18 protein-coding genes and 1 tRNA gene are annotated in these 17,141 nt (G+C 59.0%); 11 read left to right on the top strand and 8 right to left on the bottom strand.

Annotated features, from left to right (window positions below):
* Positions 1-2: 2 nt before the first annotated feature.
* The 3 genes from HMCN_RS0108755 to HMCN_RS0108745 all read left to right on the top strand — a co-directional run bounded on the left by HMCN_RS0108755 (position 3) and on the right by HMCN_RS0108745 (position 3,240).
* Positions 3-1,199: an acetyl-CoA C-acyltransferase gene (locus tag HMCN_RS0108755; protein WP_025917030.1), complete on the top strand. Its 1,197-nt coding sequence runs from the start codon at positions 3-5 to the stop codon at positions 1,197-1,199.
* A gap of 73 nt (positions 1,200-1,272) precedes the next feature.
* Positions 1,273-2,037 (top strand): enoyl-CoA hydratase, encoded by a 765-nt coding sequence (locus tag HMCN_RS0108750; RefSeq protein ID WP_025917029.1) that lies wholly within the window; start codon positions 1,273-1,275, stop codon positions 2,035-2,037.
* A gap of 390 nt (positions 2,038-2,427) precedes the next feature.
* Entirely contained in the window at positions 2,428-3,240 is an 813-nt protein-coding gene (locus tag HMCN_RS0108745) for a universal stress protein (protein ID WP_025917028.1), read from the top strand.
* Between the two features lie 249 nt (positions 3,241-3,489).
* On the opposite strand, the gene HMCN_RS0108740 is transcribed toward HMCN_RS0108745, so the two are convergent.
* Positions 3,490-3,565 (bottom strand) — tRNA-Phe (locus HMCN_RS0108740).
* Between the two features lie 85 nt (positions 3,566-3,650).
* Here HMCN_RS0108740 and HMCN_RS0108735 point away from each other — a divergent pair.
* From HMCN_RS0108735 to HMCN_RS0108720, 5 genes are all read left to right on the top strand, one after another.
* Positions 3,651-4,892 (top strand): FAD-dependent monooxygenase, encoded by a 1,242-nt coding sequence (locus HMCN_RS0108735; RefSeq protein ID WP_025917027.1) that lies wholly within the window; start codon positions 3,651-3,653, stop codon positions 4,890-4,892.
* Positions 4,893-4,950: 58 nt separating this feature from the next.
* Positions 4,951-5,664 (top strand): DsbC family protein, encoded by a 714-nt coding sequence (locus HMCN_RS0108730; RefSeq protein WP_025917026.1) that lies wholly within the window; start codon positions 4,951-4,953, stop codon positions 5,662-5,664.
* 153 nt (positions 5,665-5,817) lie between these two features.
* Complete coding sequence (locus HMCN_RS17505) at positions 5,818-6,123, top strand: DUF3429 domain-containing protein (RefSeq protein ID WP_238552060.1); 306 nt, start codon at positions 5,818-5,820, stop codon at positions 6,121-6,123.
* Positions 6,060-6,275 carry a DUF3429 domain-containing protein gene (locus HMCN_RS19800; protein ID WP_238552057.1) on the top strand — a complete coding sequence of 72 codons (216 nt, stop codon included), beginning with the start codon at positions 6,060-6,062 and terminating at the stop codon, positions 6,273-6,275. Before HMCN_RS17505 ends, HMCN_RS19800 begins: the two co-directional genes overlap by 64 nt.
* Before the next feature lies 1 nt (position 6,276).
* Positions 6,277-8,103 (top strand): M61 family metallopeptidase, encoded by a 1,827-nt coding sequence (locus HMCN_RS0108720; RefSeq protein WP_025917025.1) that lies wholly within the window; start codon positions 6,277-6,279, stop codon positions 8,101-8,103.
* A gap of 93 nt (positions 8,104-8,196) precedes the next feature.
* On the opposite strand, the gene HMCN_RS0108715 is transcribed toward HMCN_RS0108720, so the two are convergent.
* The 7 genes from HMCN_RS0108715 to rpe all read right to left on the bottom strand — a co-directional run bounded on the left by HMCN_RS0108715 (position 8,197) and on the right by rpe (position 14,338).
* Positions 8,197-8,655, bottom strand: coding sequence for a TonB C-terminal domain-containing protein (locus HMCN_RS0108715; RefSeq protein ID WP_025917024.1), 459 nt, complete (start codon positions 8,653-8,655; stop codon positions 8,197-8,199).
* A gap of 34 nt (positions 8,656-8,689) precedes the next feature.
* A complete protein-coding gene (trpC, locus tag HMCN_RS0108710; RefSeq protein WP_025917023.1) occupies positions 8,690-9,490 on the bottom strand; it encodes an indole-3-glycerol phosphate synthase TrpC in 801 nt (266 codons plus the stop codon).
* Between the two features lie 142 nt (positions 9,491-9,632).
* On the bottom strand, positions 9,633-10,670 hold the full coding sequence (gene trpD, locus HMCN_RS0108705; RefSeq protein ID WP_025917022.1) for an anthranilate phosphoribosyltransferase: 1,038 nt from the start codon (positions 10,668-10,670) through the stop codon (positions 9,633-9,635).
* On the bottom strand, positions 10,670-11,239 hold the full coding sequence (locus HMCN_RS0108700) for an aminodeoxychorismate/anthranilate synthase component II (protein ID WP_025917021.1): 570 nt from the start codon (positions 11,237-11,239) through the stop codon (positions 10,670-10,672). The genes trpD and HMCN_RS0108700 overlap by 1 nt, the downstream gene beginning before the upstream one ends.
* A gap of 1 nt (position 11,240) precedes the next feature.
* Positions 11,241-12,737: an anthranilate synthase component I gene (gene trpE / locus HMCN_RS0108695; protein WP_025917020.1), complete on the bottom strand. Its 1,497-nt coding sequence runs from the start codon at positions 12,735-12,737 to the stop codon at positions 11,241-11,243.
* A gap of 192 nt (positions 12,738-12,929) precedes the next feature.
* Entirely contained in the window at positions 12,930-13,661 is a 732-nt protein-coding gene (locus tag HMCN_RS0108690) for a phosphoglycolate phosphatase (protein ID WP_025917019.1), read from the bottom strand.
* Positions 13,658-14,338, bottom strand: a complete 681-nt coding sequence (gene rpe / locus HMCN_RS0108685) for a ribulose-phosphate 3-epimerase (protein WP_025917018.1) — start codon at positions 14,336-14,338, stop codon at positions 13,658-13,660. Before rpe ends, HMCN_RS0108690 begins: the two co-directional genes overlap by 4 nt.
* Before the next feature lie 157 nt (positions 14,339-14,495).
* On the opposite strand from rpe, the gene apaG reads away from it, so the two are divergent.
* From apaG to HMCN_RS0108670, 3 genes are all read left to right on the top strand, one after another.
* Positions 14,496-14,870: a Co2+/Mg2+ efflux protein ApaG gene (gene apaG, locus HMCN_RS0108680; RefSeq protein ID WP_025917017.1), complete on the top strand. Its 375-nt coding sequence runs from the start codon at positions 14,496-14,498 to the stop codon at positions 14,868-14,870.
* Positions 14,871-15,025: 155 nt separating this feature from the next.
* A complete protein-coding gene (locus HMCN_RS0108675; protein WP_025917016.1) occupies positions 15,026-16,222 on the top strand; it encodes a murein transglycosylase A in 1,197 nt (398 codons plus the stop codon).
* Between the two features lie 176 nt (positions 16,223-16,398).
* Positions 16,399-17,141, top strand: a 743-nt coding sequence (locus tag HMCN_RS0108670; protein ID WP_025917046.1) for an enoyl-CoA hydratase, incomplete at its 3' end; no start/stop codon positions are given.

Below are 17,141 nucleotides of genomic sequence, written 5' to 3'. Positions count from 1 at the left end.
CAATGAGCAAACAACTTCAAGACGCTTACATCGTCGCCGCAACCCGTACCCCGATCGGCAAGGCGCCGCGCGGCATGTTCAGGAACACCCGTCCGGACGACCTGCTGGTGCGCGCGCTGCAAAGCGCGCTGCTGCAGGTGCCGAATCTCGACCCGGCGCTGATCGAGGACGCCATCGTCGGCTGCTCTTTCCCGGAAGCCGAACAGGGCGGCAACATGGCGCGCATGGCGGTATTGCTGGCCGGCCTGCCCAATACCATCGGCGGCGTCACCGTCAACCGTTTCTGCGCGTCCGGCATTACCGCGATTGCGATGGCGGCCGATCGCATCCGTGTCGGCCAGGCCGATGTGATGATCGCCGCCGGTGCGGAATCGATGTCGATGGTGCCGATGATGGGGCATCATCCGTCGATGAATATGAAAATTTTCAAGGACGAGAATATCGGCATGGCTTACGGCATGGGCCTGACTGCGGAGAAGGTCGCGCAGCAATGGAAAATCTCGCGCGAAGCGCAGGACCAGTTCGCGGTCGATTCGCACCGCAAGGCGATCGCGGCCCAGCAGGCCGGCTACTTCAACGATGAAATGACTGCGGTCGAAATCATCGAGCGTTTGCCGAACCTGGCTACCGGCCAGATCGACATAAAGACCCGCAGCGTCAGTCAGGATGAAGGCGCACGCGCCGATTCCACGCTGGAATCGCTGGCCAAGCTGAAGCCGGTGTTCGCAGCCAAGGGCACGGTGACTGCAGCCAACAGCTCGCAAATGTCGGACGGCGCCGGTGCGCTGATCCTGGTCAGCGAAAAAATCCTGAAGCAATTCAACCTGACGCCGCTGGCGCGCTTTGCCGCGTTCGCGGTCAAGGGCGTGCCGCCGGAAATCATGGGCATCGGCCCGAAATTCGCGATTCCGGCAGCCTGCCAGGCGGCCGGCATCACGCAGGACCAGATCGACTGGTTCGAGCTGAACGAAGCGTTCGCCGCCCAATCGCTGGCGGTGATCCAGGACATCGGCCTCGATCCGGCGAAGGTCAATCCGATGGGCGGCGCGATTGCGCTCGGTCATCCGCTCGGTGCCACCGGTGCGATCCGCGCCGCCACCACGATTCATGCAATGCGCCGCAACAAGCTGAAATACGGTATGGTGACAATGTGCGTCGGTACCGGCATGGGCGCGGCGGGAATTTTCGAACGGGTATAGTCGCCAGGATGACTGACTCAAGGGGCGCACCAGCATAAGCTGGTGCGCCTTTTTTTAATTTTTGGGAGACAAGATGGAGATTTTGACCGGCAACAACGCGGGTATCCTGACGATAGAATTCAATCGCCCGGACAAGAAGAATGCGATCACTGCCGCAATGTATCAAAGCATGGCAGATGCCTTGCAGGCTGCCGAAACCGACGATGCGGTGCGCGCGATCCTGTTCGTCGGTAAGCCGGAGATTTTTACCGCCGGTAACGACCTGGCGGATTTCGTGGCGAATCCGCCGCGCACCGAAACCAGTCCGGTGTTCCAGTTTCTGCGCCAGATCAGCCAGGCCGGCAAGCCGATCGTGGCGGCGGTATCCGGTGCTGCGGTCGGGATCGGCACCACCATGCTGATGCATTGCGACCTGGTGTATGCGGCCGATAACGCCCGCTTCTCGATGCCGTTCGCGCAACTCGGCCTGTGCCCGGAAGCCGCCTCCAGCCTGCTGTTGCCGCAGATTGTCGGCTATCAGCGCGCCGCCGAAAAATTGCTGCTGGGCGAAGCGTTTTCCGCTCAGGAAGCGTGCCAGATGGGCTTGGTCAATCGGGTCGTGGCGGCCGATCAGCTACTGGAGGTCGCACAGCAGCAGGCCGCCAAACTGGCCGCCTTGCCGGCTGCCTCGATCCGCCTGACCAAGCGCCTGATGAAGGGCCATCAGCAGGAGGCGATTGCAGCCAAAATAGCGGAGGAGGGGCAGCATTTCCGCGCTATGCTGTCTGCGCCGGAAGCGAAGGAGGCATTCAGCGCCTTTTTCGAGAAGCGCAAACCGGACTTTACGCAATTTTCCTGACGCATTCGGCGCAGCTATACGGGATTGAGGCAGTTGCCATCCAACTGATCCGCCGCCTGCAGCAAGGATTGCGCTGCGCGCCCCTATGCCAGCAGTTTGCTCAATAGCGGCCGGCTATGGCTGGTGTGTTGTGCCGTTCCAAAGACCGTGCTGTATTTGCGAACGCTGGAATTATCATGGTTCATCGGAGGTCTCAAGCAATAAAGCGGACGGCTCGGCTTTAAATGCAAATCAGCGCGTTGGAATTTGCATATACTTGATACATCGAAGCAGGAATCGGCATCAAGACGCTTCGTGTGAAACAGGCGCGCGCGGATTCGTTGCCGGCTGCTGACGGTCACCATTTGGAGTTAACTGAAAATAGTTTTTTTGACGAAGCGGAGAATAAAAATGTCATTGAAGAATTTGATGGTTCACCTGGACCAAAGCAAACGCACTGCATCAAGACTGGAATTGGCGGTATCGCTGGCGCGCCAGCATCAAGCGCGGCTGGTTGGCGTGTTTGGACAGCTGGCCCCGTCGCAAACGGTGGGCATGGTTTCGACCTGGCCTACTCCGGCATACACCGAAGCTGCCGAGGCCAGCAAGGCAGCGTTTGAGAAAGCCGCTGCCGGCCTGCCGCAGGCCGAATGGCACGATATCAACCGCGGCAGCGAAACTGAAGTGCTGCACCATATTACCGACCTGGCGCGCCATGCCGACCTGGTCGTAATGGGCCAGCACGACGAAATGGCCAAGTCCTATGCGCCGGCTGATCTGGTTGAGGAAGTGGCCCTCAATTCCGGCCGGCCAGTCCTGATCCTGCCCTACGTCGGCACTTTCGCCGAAGTGGCCAAGCACCCGCTGATCGCCTGGAGCAATTCGCGCGAGGCGGCCCGTGCGCTCTGCGACGCCCTGTTGCTGATCGAAGGCTGCGATAAGGCCACAGTACTGTCGTTCTCCGTCACCGCTGAAGAGGCGCGCAACAACTGCGATGCAGTAATCCGCCATCTTGCCTGCCACGGCATCCAGGCCGACTCCGAAACCATGCTGGCCACCGAGATCGGCATCATGGACATGCTGCTTAACAGGGCCGCTGACCTCGGATCCGACCTGCTGGTCATGGGTGCTCAAGGCCATATCGGGCTGCCGTTTGTCAGTCGCGGCGCCGGCACCCGCTACATACTTCGGCACATGACAGTGCCGGTTCTGATGTCGAACTAAGACCTGCTGCGAAGAGTCTTCCGGCCCCGCGTGTCTGATGCGTGGCAGAAGGCCGCCGGGAAATGCCGGGGCCTTCTGCGCGGGCGGCTATGACATGCAGTATGCGCACTTGGCACCAGACCATGTGCAAGAGGCGGTGAAGTTGAATCCGCTATCGGGATTAAACGGAGGTTGACACCTGGTTGACAGTGCCAGAAATGACAAAGGGCTTACATTTCTGTAAGCCCTTGTTTTTTTGCTGCTAATACTTGGTGGCCCGGGGCGGAATCGAACCACCGACACAAGGATTTTCAATCCTCTGCTCTACCGACTGAGCTACCAGGCCAAGGAGGCGAATTATAGCAAAGGAATTTTCAATATGCAAAGCGGATCGGTAATTTTCTTTTTCATGCAGCCGTTATAATGCGGTCATGAATACTTCATCTTCATTTTCAGTGACTACCTGTTCCACGTTTGCGGTCCAGAGTGATGTTTGTGTCGTCGGTAATGGCGTCATCGGCAAGGTGACTGCGCTGGGTTTTGCCCAGGCAGGTTTGAACGTTACGCTGCTTAGTCCCGCAGCGGCGCCATCCCGGGATGCATCTGCTTTGACGCAGGGGTGGGATGCGCGGGTGTATGCACTGAACCATGTTGCGCATGCATTGCTGTCTTCGCTCAAGGCGTGGGATGCGCTGGATGCGGCGCGTGTCGCGACGGTGGATGAAATGGTGGTACAAGGCGATGGCGGCGAGCATTCCGGCGTGCTCGGCTTTGATGCGTATGGCGCGCAGGTCGGTGCGCTGGCGTGGATTGTCGAAGATCGCAATCTGAATGCGGCGTTGGATACGGCGCTGAAATTCGCGCCCAGAGTGCGCTCGGTGCAGGGGCGTGCAACTGCATTGTGCAGCAATGGCGACGCTGCCGCCATCACGCTGGAAAACGGCGGAACGCTGCGTGCAGCGCTGGTGGTGGGAGCAGATGGCGGGCAGTCCTGGGTCCGCAATCAGTGTGATATCGGGATTGATTACCGCTCGTACGGACAACGCGGCGTGGTGACCAATTTTGAGTGCGATAAACTGCATCATGGAGTTGCCTATCAGTGGTTTACTGCTACCGAAGGGATCGTGGCCTTGCTGCCGCTGCCGGGCCAGCGCGTGTCGCTGGTCTGGTCGGCGCCGGAGGCGCTGGCGGAGACCTTGATGCGCGAGTCGCCGGCCCAGATCGCGGTGCGCTTGCAAGCGTTCTGCGGCGAGCAGCTGGGATTGTTGCGCCCGGTGCAGCCGGAGGAAGTGAAGGCATTTCCGTTGGCACTGATTCGCCCGCATGCGATTGTTGCTCCACGCGTGGCCTTGGTCGGCGATGCCGCACACGTGGTGCATCCGCTGGCGGGGCACGGAATGAATCTGGGTTTTGCGGACGTTGCCGTGCTGCTGGAGGCGATCGCAACGCGCGAAGCGCATCGCGACTGCGGCGACGCGCGGGTGTTGGCGCGTTATGCGCGCGGCCGCAAGGAAGACACCCTGTTGATGCAATTCGCGACCGATAGTCTGGCGCGGCTTTTTGCGACCGAGCTTGCGCCGGTGCGCATGGTTCTGAATGCCGGATTGAACTTGATCGACAGGATCCCTGTCATAAAGCGGTATTTGATCTCGCATGCTTTGGGCAGCAAATAATAAATTCAGATATTCAGGCGGTGTTTCTGCCATAACAAAATCAATTCGGAGTAAAGAAATGCAGAAATTGGCACTTGCAGCGATGCTGGCATTATTCTCGGCGTGGGCTGTGGCTGAAACCGGCCAGGAGCTGGCGGTAAAGAAGATGATCGAGCCGCGTCTCGGGCCGGACGCGAAAGTCGATTCGGTGACCAAGACGCCTTATTCGGGCTTGTATGAAGTCCGTGTCGGCAGCGATATTCTGTACACCGACGAGAAGGCCAAGTATCTTTTCATCGGCCGCATTGTGGACACCAAGACCTACCAGGATTACACCAAGGCGCGGGTTGACGAAGTCAGCAGGATCAAGTTCGCCGACCTGCCGCTGGCTTCCGCGATGAAGGTGGTCAAGGGCAATGGCAAGCGCGTGATTGCGGTGTTCGAGGACCCGAATTGCGGCTATTGCAAGCGCTTCGACAAAACCTTGCAAGGGATCGACAACATCACGGTCTACACTTTCCTCTACAACATCCTGTCGGAGGATTCGGTTGCAAAAGGGCGCGACATCTGGTGCAGCGCGGATCGCTCCAAGGCATGGGATGACTGGATGCTCAATGGCAAAGTGGCGCCCGCCGCGGCCGCCAGCTGTACCACTCCGCACGAGAAAGTGCTGGAACTGGGCAAGAAGCTGAAGGTGACCGGCACACCGACCATTTTCTTTGCCGACGGTACGCGCATTCCCGGCGCCATCGATGCGCGGGGGCTGGAAGCCAAGCTGGCCACGATCAAGTAAGCACCATTGGACTTGTTATTCATAACGCGATGCCGCATTCACCATGCGGCATTTTTTTATCAGCATCCCCGTTAGTTTTTTACCAGCATCCCCGTTACACTATCGGCCTGACCAACTCACTCAATCTGGTGCCGGCGCATCCCGATTCCTGCCATGAATACCCATTTTCTGAATAAGCGCTTTGCGCACGTGCTCGGCTTTGCCGGCCTGATTCCTTTCGTGCTGCTGATGCTGGCCAGCTGGACCGTGCATCCGGACTGGATCGGGGTGTTCATGCGCGGGCAACTCGCATACAGCATTGCGATTCTGTCTTTCCTCGGCGGCATACACTGGGGCGGTGCGCTGGTGTCTGATCATCTGTCGATAGAACAGACCAAAAAATATTATTGTGGGGCATGGTGCCGGCGATTATTTCGCTGTTTGCCACCACAGTCGGTGGCTTCGGCTTTGCGGTGCTGATGGCGGGTTTCATCGGTGCCTATCAGGTCGATAGGCATGTATTTGGCTGGTATGGCTTGCCGCAATGGTTCCTGCGCATGCGTTTTATCCTGACCTGTGCGGTGGTGGTGTTGCTGGCATTGACAGTCATTGCCGGTAATGTACGGGGGTGACATGAAGGTCGAGAAAAAAAACGCTGTTAGTTACCGGATTATCCCAAGCGATCCGGCCGCGCACCTTTTTTCCGTGGTCCTGACGGTGCCGGCACCGGATGTGTCGGGTCAGGTTCTGAGTTTGCCGGCCTGGATTCCGGGCAGCTACATGCTGCGCGAATTCGCCCGCAACATCGTGCAGATTCGGGCCGAGGCCGGCGGCAAGAAAGTGGCGCTGCGCAAGCTGGACAAGCACAGCTGGCAAGCGGCCGTGTGCAACGGCCCGTTAACTGTGCAGTATGAAGTGTATGCATGGGACCAGTCGGTGCGCGCCGCCCATCTGGATCAGACCCACGGCTTTTTCAACGGCAGCAGCATGTTCCTGCGCGTGGCCGGGCAAGAGGACGCGCAGCACGTGGTCGAGATTCGTCGCCCCGACGGCGACGCCTATCAGGACTGGCGGGTGGCAACCAGCCTGCCGGAACTGGGCGCGCAGCGTTACGGCTTCGGCAGCTATGCGGCCGACGACTACGATGCGCTGATCGATCATCCGGTCGAGATGGGGAATTTCGCGCTGGCCAGCTTCAAGGCGCACGGCGTGCCGCACGACATCGTCGTCAGCGGCCAGGTGCCGAACCTGGATTTGGCGCGGCTGGCCGCCGATCTGAAGAAAATCTGCGCGGCGCAGATCGCGCTGTTCGAACCCGAGCGTCGTCGCGCGCCGATGCAGCGCTACGTATTCCTGACGATGGCGGTGGGCGATGGCTACGGCGGGCTGGAGCATCGCGCATCGACCGCCCTGATCTGCGCTCGCGCGGATTTGCCGAGCACCGCCGCGCCGCAGGAGATGAGTGATGGCTACCGCGCCTTTCTCGGCTTGTGCAGTCATGAGTACTTCCACACCTGGAACGTCAAGCGCATCAAGCCGGCCGCGTTTGCGCCGTATGATTTGCAGGTGGAGAACTACACCTCGCTGCTGTGGCTGTTCGAGGGCTTCACCAGTTATTACGACGACCTGATGCTGCTGCGCAGCGGCTTGATCGACCAGGCAGCGTATTTCAAACTGGTGGCGAAGACCCTCAACAGCGTGCTGCGCGGCAGCGGCCGCAGCAAGCAAAGCGTGGCAGAATCCAGTTTCGACGCCTGGACCAAGTACTACCGCCAAGATGAAAACGCGCCGAACGCGATCGTCAGCTATTACACCAAAGGCGCCCTGATCGCGCTGGCGCTGGACTTGACCATCCGCGCCGAAACCAGAGGAAAAACATCGCTGGACGACGTGATGCGCGCGCTGTGGCAGCGCTACGGACGGGATTTTTATGCGCACGGCAAACAGGCCGGCAAGCTGACCGGAATTTCCGAGCAGGAGGCCGAAGCGCTGTTTGACGAAGTCAGCGGCCTCAAGTTGAAGCGTTTCTTCGACCGTTATGTGCGCGGCACCGAGGATCTGCCGCTGGAGAAACTGCTGGCGCCGTTCGGCGTGTACCTGGCCGACGGGCGCCAGAAGGGCAAGCCGGATCTCGGCTTGCGCGGCGTGCGCAATGGCAGTTTCTGCAAGGTCGCCAATGTGCATGAAGGCGGCGCGGCGCATCAGGGCGGGGTGTCGGCCGGAGACCTGCTGCTGGCGCTGGACGGCTTGCGGGTGACGGCGACCAATCTGGATGCGCTGCTGGCGCGCTACCGGGTCGGCGATGCGGTAGCGCTGCATGCGTACCGCGGCGATGTGCTGATGGCGTTCGAGCTCACGCTGGCCAGCGATTCGGTGCCGCAGTGGTCGCTGCAAGCCGAGGCCAAGCCGCAAGCGAGCGTGCGTAAGCGCGCGGCGTGGCTGCAAGGGACTGCCGATTGAGTTGGATGTGGGTGGGGTATTTTTAAAACCCGCCATTTCCATGCGGTATTGCATGGTTTTTTTGCCATACTGCCCCGTATGATGGGGCGGCGGCTATTGCGGCCCGGCCAGCGTGCGCAGCTGGAATTTGTAGTCGGCGTTGAACAGGAATGTTTCGGAGAACTCCAGCACCCGGCTGTCAGCGCGCAGCAGGCGGGCCGGTTTCGGGAACGGCGCGACGCGCCTGAGGCTGGCCAGCGCTACCCGCGAGGCCTCGTTGTCGCGCGAACGCTGCACCACCGCCTTGCTCAGACGGCCGTCGGCATCGATGCCGATGTTGACGACCACGATGGCCGGCAGCATCGGCGGCAACTGGCCGCTGAAAACGGCGTCGGCGTTGCCGGCCAGGATGTGCTGCGCGATTGCATTCTTGTAGGCATCCAGGCTGCGGGCATCGGATTCCGCCCCCGGCGCGGCGGCACCCGTCGGGCGCGGCGTTGCACCCGGCATGATGCTGCAACCGAACAGCAGGGTAGCGGCAGCGGTAATGGCTGCGGTTTTCAGCGGATGCATGGCGTTTTCCTTCCCAATGCGCTGCAGCGGCAGATCAGGCGAACAGACGCCTTAATTCTACGCCTGGTTCGGGTGCGCGCATGAAGGCTTCTCCGACCAGGAATGCATGCACATCGGCATCGCGCATGCGCTTGACGTCGTCCGGGGTGTGGATCGCGGATTCGGTAATCACCAGCTTGCCGGGCGGTATCCGCGGCAGCAGGTCGAGCGTGGTCTGCAGCGAAGTCTCGAAAGTGCGCAGATTGCGATTGTTGACGCCGAGCAGATTGGTCTTCAGCTTGAGCGCTGCATCCAGTTCGATGCCGTTGTGAACTTCCACCAGCACGTCCATTCCGAGCTCCTGCGCACAGGCTTCCAGCTCCGCCATCAAGCCGTGATCGAGCGCCGCCACGATCAGCAGAATCGCATCCGCGCCCCACGAGCGCGCCTCGTAAACCTGATACGGGTCGATCATGAAATCCTTGCGCAGGGCCGGCAGTGCGCAGGCGGCCCGCGCTGCCTTCAGATAATCGGGCGATCCCTGGAAAAATTGCACATCGGTCAGCACCGACAGGCAGGCCGCGCCGTGTGCCGCATAGCTGACGGCAATCTGATCCGGATGGAAATCGGCCCGGATCACACCCTTGGAGGGCGATGCTTTCTTGACTTCGGCGATCACGCCGGCATGACCGGCAGCGATTTTACCGCGCAGGCCGGCTTCGAAACCACGCAAATCGCTGCGTGCGGCGGCATCGGATTCGACCTCGCGCCGCAGGCTGGCCAGTGCGCGGTATTTCTTGGCGGCGGCAACTTCATCGGCCTTGACCGCCAGAATTTTGTTCAAAATATCGGACATAATCGATTGACTCGTTTTCTCGCTGTCTTTATTTCGCGATGTTGAATGGAGTATGGTTAAAAACAGCCAATTCTCCATTTGTATTTATGCGGATAATAAAAATACATGATGCAGTATATTTTTTTGGCAGGCGGCCGGGAAATTATGCCGCAGCGCCCAATTGCTGCGTCACCGCGACGAACTGGTCGAGCTTCCTGCGCGCTGCGCCGGATGCCATCGCAGCGCGGGCCAGTTGCAGGCCGTCCCCGATCGAGGCGGCGACGCCGGCCGCATACAGCGCGGTGCCGGCGTTTAGGGCGACGATGTCGGCCACTGCGCCGGGCCGGTTGTCCAGCGCCTCGAAGATTTTCTGCTTCGATTCGGCCGCATTCGCGACTTTCAGGTTGCGGCTGGCGATCATTGGCAGGCCGAAGTCTTCCGGATGGATTTCGTATTCGCGAATTTCGCCGGCTATCAGTTCGCCCACCATGGTGGCTGCGCCGAGCGAGACCTCGTCCATGTTGTCGCGGCCCCAGACCACGACTGCGCGCTGCGCGCCCAAGCGCTGCAGCACCCGCACCTGAATTCCGACCAGATCCGGGTGAAACACGCCCATCAGGATGTTCGGCGCGCTGGCCGGGTTGGTCAGCGGTCCCAGGATGTTGAAAATCGTGCGCACTCCCAGTTCCTTGCGCACCGGCGCCGCATGCTTCATCGCCGCATGATGGTTCGGCGCATACATGAAGCCGATGCCGGTTTGCGCGATCGATTGCGCAATCTGTTCCGGTGTCAGGTTCAGGTTTACGCCCAGCGCTTCAATCACATCGGCGCTGCCGGAGGACGACGACACGCTGCGCCCGCCATGCTTGGCCACGCGGGCGCCGGCGGCGGCCGCGACGAACATCGCGGCGGTCGAAATGTTGAAGGTATGCGCGCCGTCGCCGCCGGTGCCGACGATGTCGAGCAGATTGGTGGTGTCGGCCATCGGCACCTTGGTGGAAAATTCGCGCATCACCTGGGCGGCGGCGGTGATCTCGCCGATGCTTTCCTTCTTCACGCGCAAGCCGATCGTCAGCGCGGCAATCATCACCGGCGACATCTCGCCGCGCATGATGGTGCGGAACAGCGACAGCATTTCGTCGTGGAAAATTTCGCGGTGTTCGATGCAGCGCAACAGCGCTTCTTGTGGAGTGATCGGCATTATGATTTTCCTTGAATGAAGTTGCGCAGCAAGGCGTGGCCGTGCTCGGAGAGGATGGATTCGGGGTGGAACTGCACGCCCTGGATGTCAAAGGTTTTGTGGCGCACGCCCATGATTTCGCCGTCGTCGGTCCAGGCGGTGACTTCCAGGCAGTCCGGCAGGGTGGCGCGTTCGATCGCCAGCGAGTGATAACGGGTCACTGTGAACGGGCTGGGCAGGCCGTGGAACACGCCGACGCCGGTGTGCGCGATCAGCGAAGTCTTGCCGTGCATGACCTGTTTGGCGCGCACCACCTTGCCGCCGAAAGCGGCACCGATGCTCTGGTGGCCGAGGCAGACGCCGAGAATCGGCAACTGGCCGGCAAAGTGCTGCAGCAGCGGTACCGAAATCCCCGCTTCGGCCGGCGTGCACGGCCCGGGCGAGATGCAGATGCGGTCCGGTTGCAGCGCTGTGATGTCCTCCAGCGTGATTTCGTCGTTGCGGAAGGTGCGTACGTCTTCGCCCAGTTCGCCGAAATACTGCACCAGGTTGTAGGTGAATGAATCGTAATTGTCGATCATCAGCAGCATGTCAAATCTCCCCGTCCAGGCCGTCCTGCACTTGTTCGGCGGCGCGCATGATCGCGCGCGCCTTGTTTTCGGTCTCCTGCCATTCGGATTCCGGCACCGAATCGGCGACGATGCCGGCCCCGGCTTGTGAGTACAGCATGCCGTCCTTCAGGATCCCGGTGCGGATTGCGATCGCGACATCCATTTCGCCGCCGAAACTCAGGTAGCCGCAGGCGCCGCCGTAGATGCCGCGCTTGACCGGCTCCACCTCGTCGATGATTTCCATCGCCCGCACTTTCGGCGCGCCCGACAGGGTGCCGGCCGGGAAGGTGGCCTTCAGCACGTCCAGATTCGACAGGCCGGGTTTGAGCAAGCCTTCGACGTTCGAGACGATGTGCTGTACATGCGAATATTTTTCGATCGCCAGCTTGTCGGTGACATGGACGCTGCCGGTTTCGGCGATGCGGCCGATATCGTTGCGCGCCAGGTCGATCAGCATCACGTGTTCCGAGACTTCCTTCGGATCGGCCAGCAATTCTTTCGCCAGCGCCGCATCGCTTTCCTGGGTGGCGCCGCGCGGACGGGTGCCGGCCAACGGTCTAATCGTGATTTTCCGCAGATCGGCGCTGAGATTTTCGTTGCGCACCAAAATCTCCGGCGACGAGCCGATGATCTGCATGTCGCCGAAGTTGTAGAAATACATGTAAGGTGACGGATTCAACGCGCGCAGCGCGCGGTACAGCGACAGCGGCGAATCGACATATGGCTTCTTCAGGCGCTGGCCGATCACCACCTGCATGCAGTCGCCGGCGGCGATGTACTCCTTGCATTTCAGCACTGCCTTGAAGAAATCCTCTTTGGCGAATTCGCGGATGGTTTCGGTGCGCACGCTGCTGCTGGTGACCGGTACATCGACCGGGCGGCGCAGTAGGCTGCGCAAATCCTTCAGGCGCTGGCGGGCCCGGTTGTAGGCTTCCGGTTTGGTCGGATCTGCATACACGATCAGGTACAGCTTGCCGGACAGGTTGTCGATCACCGCTAGTTCTTCGGTCAGCAGCAGCTGGATGTCCGGCAGGCCGAGGTCGTCTTGCGGCGCGCTGTGGGCCAGGCGCGGCTCCATGTAGCGCACCGCATCGTAGCCGAAATATCCGGCCAGGCCGCCGCAAAAGCGCGGCATGCCGGGCCGTAGCGCAACCTTGAAGCGGGACTGGAATTGGGCGATGAAGTCGAGCGGATTGCCGTCATGGGTTTCGATGACAGCGCCATCCCTGAGCACTTCGGTGCGCATGCCGGTGGCGCGCAACAGGGTATTGGCCGGCAAGCCGATAAATGAATAGCGGCCGAAACGCTCGCCGCCGACCACGGATTCGAGCAGGAACGAATTCTTGCCGACATTGTTTTGTTGCGCCAGCTTGAGGTATAGCGAGAGCGGCGTTTCCAGATCGGCCAGCGCCTCGGCAATCAGCGGGATACGGTTGTAGCCTTGAGCGGCCAGTGAATTGAATTCAAGCTCGGTCATGTCGATTCTCCAGGGCGCTATCGGTGAATGGCGCGCCCATATATTGTCTAGTCTATAAAACGTGGCTGTTCGCATAGGGACGGACAGCGGCAGATCGGGAATTATGCAGTCCAGGATTGCCAGCGTCGCCAAAGCCAGGCCTCAATCGAGCCGGTTTGGGTGGCGGTACGTTTATTGACGAAAAACATGACGTTATGGAATGGCGGCAGTTGAGAGTTGTTGTGTTGCGTGTTGCGCTGAAATCAAATGCGCTGCCTCAAGCAACGTTTCAACTATACCATCCGAATCGACGCCTTGTATAGGCTGCCCGTGATTGTAGCCATACGGCACATTCAAGACCCGGCAACCGGCCGCGCGCGCGGCTTGCGCATCGTTGGAAGAGTCGCCGATCGCCACCACTTGCTGCGGCTCCATGGCGAAATCGGCGAAAACCTGCAGCAGGGGAGCCGGATCCGGTTTCTTTCTGGCGAAGGAGTCCCCGCCGTAAATCACTTCAAAATAACCGTGCAAGCGGTTATTTTCTAGTAGCGGCAGGGCAAAGGCCAGCGGTTTGTTGGTGACGCAAGCCAGCCGGATGCCATCGCTGCGCAATTTATCCAGACCGGCGACAACGCCCGGATACAGGCTGCTGTAGTCGCCGTTGATGGCTAGATAGTGGCGTTGATAGGACCCCAGCGCCGCTTCGAAATGGCGTTCGGCCGCATGCGCGTCGAAATCGACCGCCAGCACCCGCCGGATCAGGTTTTCCGTACCCTTGCCGACAAACTCCTTGATGCTGCCGATGCCCAGTGGCGCCAGCGCGAGTTCTGCGCGCATGCGATTGATGGCGACATGGAAATCCGGCGCGGTATCGAGCATGGTGCCGTCGAGGTCGATGATGGCGGCCCGGATGTCGCCAAATAGCGAGGCGTTTACGGTTTTCATACGGCGGCCAGTGCGCCGCGCATCGCATCGATTACGGCCTTGTAGTCGGGTTGGCTGAAGATGGCAGAGCCGGCGACGAAGGTGTTCGCGCCGGCCCTGGCCGCCGCAGCGATGTTGTCGACCTTGATGCCGCCGTCGACTTCCAGCAGGATTTCACGTCCCGGATTGCGTGCCAGGTAGGCATCGATGCGGCGGCGAACTTCGGCGATCTTCTGCAGCGCTTCCGGAATGAAGGATTGACCGCCGAAGCCGGGATTGACCGACATGATTAAAATGATGTCGATCTTGTCCATCACGTGATCCAGATAATGCAAGGGCGTGGCTGGATTGAATACCAGGCCGGCCTTGCAGCCGTTGTCGCGGATTAATTGCAGGGTGCGGTCGATGTGTTCGGATGCTTCCGGGTGAAACGTGATGATGTTTGCGCCGGCCTTGGCAAAATCGGGCACGATGCGATCCACCGGCTTGACCATCAGGTGCACATCGATCAGCGCCGTCACATGCGGGCGAATCGCCTGGCAGACCAGCGGGCCAATCGTCAGATTGGGAACATAATGGTTGTCCATCACGTCGAAGTGGACGATGTCGGCACCAGAGGCGATGACGTTGCGCACTTCCTCGCCCAAACGGGCAAAGTCGGCGGAGAGGATGCTGGGGGCGATGCGGTAAGTAGGCATGACGATATATTTTGGAAAAGACCTGTTATTTTACCTCTTGGCACTTCGGCATGCCTTGCGCCATAGTCTGTTTTGGTGTGCAATGACCTGTCGGCAAGGCAGCCGCTTGCTTGCACCATTTATATAAGCTCTTACCGATTACACTCAAGGAATTACCATGGCAGCTTATGAATTCACCGTTATAGTGAGCACCCAGTATCTCGCGGAACAGTCGGAGCCGGACCGCGCCAGTTATGTGTTCGCTTATGCGATTACTATCAAGAATACAGGCCAGGTCGCGGCGCAACTGATTTCGCGGCATTGGGTCATCACTGACGGTAATAATCATGTACAGCAAGTGCGCGGCCTCGGCGTGGTTGGCCACCAGCCGTTGCTGGCGCCCGGAGAGCAGTTCGAATATACCAGCGGCACCTCGCTTGCCACGCCGCAGGGCTCGATGACCGGCGAGTACTTTTGCGTGGCCGAAGACGGTGAGCAGTTCGAGGTCAAAATACCGGAATTCGTTCTGTCCCTGCCCCGCACTTTGCATTGATTCAGCGTGTTTGGTCTTTTTTGTCTGCCGGCCTGTTTGGCGTAGGTGGTGGCGGTCTACGACCTGAAAACATCGTCCACCAGACAATGAATACCATTATCAGCATCGCGCAGCCTGCCTCAACTAATAGTAGCCACATCGCACACTCTCTTCCAATGTTATTCGATCGTTTCAGTTTACTGGCAAAAGCAATTCTTGTTGCATTTGCAATCAGTGCTTGCACCACGCCACAGCAGACCCAGCCACCCATCAAGCCTGGCGTGCCGCCGCTCAAGCCGGTGGAAAGGCCGCAGGAGATACTCAAGCCGACCACTTTTTCCGCTTTATCCGGTTGGGAGCAGGATGACTTGGGGCAGGCATGGCCAGCGTTCCTGACCTCTTGCCAAGTATTGATTAAAAAGGAAGACTGGCGCGAACCATGCACAATTGCGCACGACGTGGATACTGCGGACGCCAAGGCGATACGCACGTTTTTTGAGGCGTTCTTTGTGCCATATCAGGTTTTGAATCCCGACGGCAGCGAACAGGGCCTGGTGACCGGTTATTACGAACCGTTATTGCGCGGTTCGCGCAAACGCGGCGGCCCTTATCAGACGCCGTTATATCGGGTGCCGGACGATCTGCTGACGATCGAACTGGCGGGCGTATATCCGGAGCTCAAGGGCATGCGTTTGCGCGGACGCCTTGCCGGCAATAAGGTGCTTCCTTACCCTGCGCGCGCCGAATTGCTGCAATCTGCTGCATTGCATGGGAAGGAGTTGTTTTGGGTGGACGATGCGGTCGAGGCTTTTTTCCTCCAGGTGCAGGGCTCCGGGCGCGTCCAATTGATGGATGAAAAGGAGACGGTGCGCGTCGCGTATGCCGAGCAGAACGGGTATCCGTATAGGTCGATTGGCAAGTATCTGGTCGATAAGGGCGAGTTGACGCTGGCGCAGGCTTCCGCCCAAGGCATCAAGACTTGGGTCGCAGCCAATCCATCACGCAAAACGGAGTTGTTCAATGTCAATCCAAGCTATGTTTTCTTCCGCGAAGAAAAATTGCTTGACCCAAAAGTTGGGCCAAAAGGGGCGATGGGCTTACCGCTGACTCCGCAACGCTCGATTGCCGTAGATGCGCAATTCATCCCCATGGGGGCACCAGTTTTTTTGGCGACAACACAACCGAATAGTGAAATCGTGCTGCAGCGTCTGATGCTGGCCCAGGACACCGGGGGCGCAATCAAGAGCCCGGTGCGAGCCGATTTTTTCTGGGGTTTCGGTGCGGAAGCGGGCGAAAAAGCCGGGCGCATGAAGCAACGTGGAATGATGTGGGTGTTGTTGCCGAAATTATCGGTCAAGTTGTCGGAGCGCTAAAATCACTTTAAACATCGGTTTTCTGAGATTCAATTGGAATCTCAGCAGATAAAATGTATATCAATTTTGCATTAGATCAACGCGTTTTGTTATGCAAAGATGGGTTGCTAATTGGCTGCTTACGTACGCGATATGGTCACGGTAATAAACTTTTTAATTTCATCTAAGGGGACGATATGTCTTATGAAAATATTCTCGTTGAAATGCATGGCAAAGTGGGCTTAATCCGCTTAAATAGGCCGAAGGCATTGAATGCGCTAAATGATCAGTTGATGGATGAGCTTGGCGAAGCATTACTGAAATTTGATGCTGACGAAAATGTGGGATGCATCGTTCTTACCGGCAGCGAGAAGGCATTCGCAGCAGGTGCCGATATTGTGGCGATGTCAAATTACACGTATATGGACGTCTACAAAGGAGATTACATTACGCGAAACTGGGAGCAAATTCGGCGGATACGCAAACCGGTGATTGCCGCCGTGGCAGGGTACGCGCTGGGCGGTGGATGTGAGTTGGCAATGATGTGTGATTTCATCGTTGCAGCGGATACAGCCAAATTCGGACAGCCGGAAATCAAGCTTGGCACTATGCCTGGTGCTGGCGGTACGCAGCGTCTGCCGCGTGCAGTGTCCAAGTCTAAAGCTATGGATATGTGCTTGACTGCACGCATGATGGATGCGGCTGAGGCCGAGCGGGCAGGATTGGTTTCACGCATTGTGGCAGCCGATAAACTGATGGAAGAAACATTGGCAGCGGCTGCAGCGATTGCTTCCATGTCTTTGCCTGTTGTCATGATGATCAAGGAGTCGGTCAATCGTGCCTATGAATCGTCGCTTGCAGACGGTATTCAATACGAGCGCCGAATGTTTCACAGCACGTTCGCCACGTCCGATCAAAAGGAAGGCATGCAAGCGTTTTT

This window comes from Herminiimonas sp. CN (genome assembly GCF_000622895.1).
Taxonomy (GTDB): domain Bacteria; phylum Pseudomonadota; class Gammaproteobacteria; order Burkholderiales; family Burkholderiaceae_D; genus AVCC01.
This window is presented reverse-complemented; position numbering and strand designations above follow the sequence as displayed.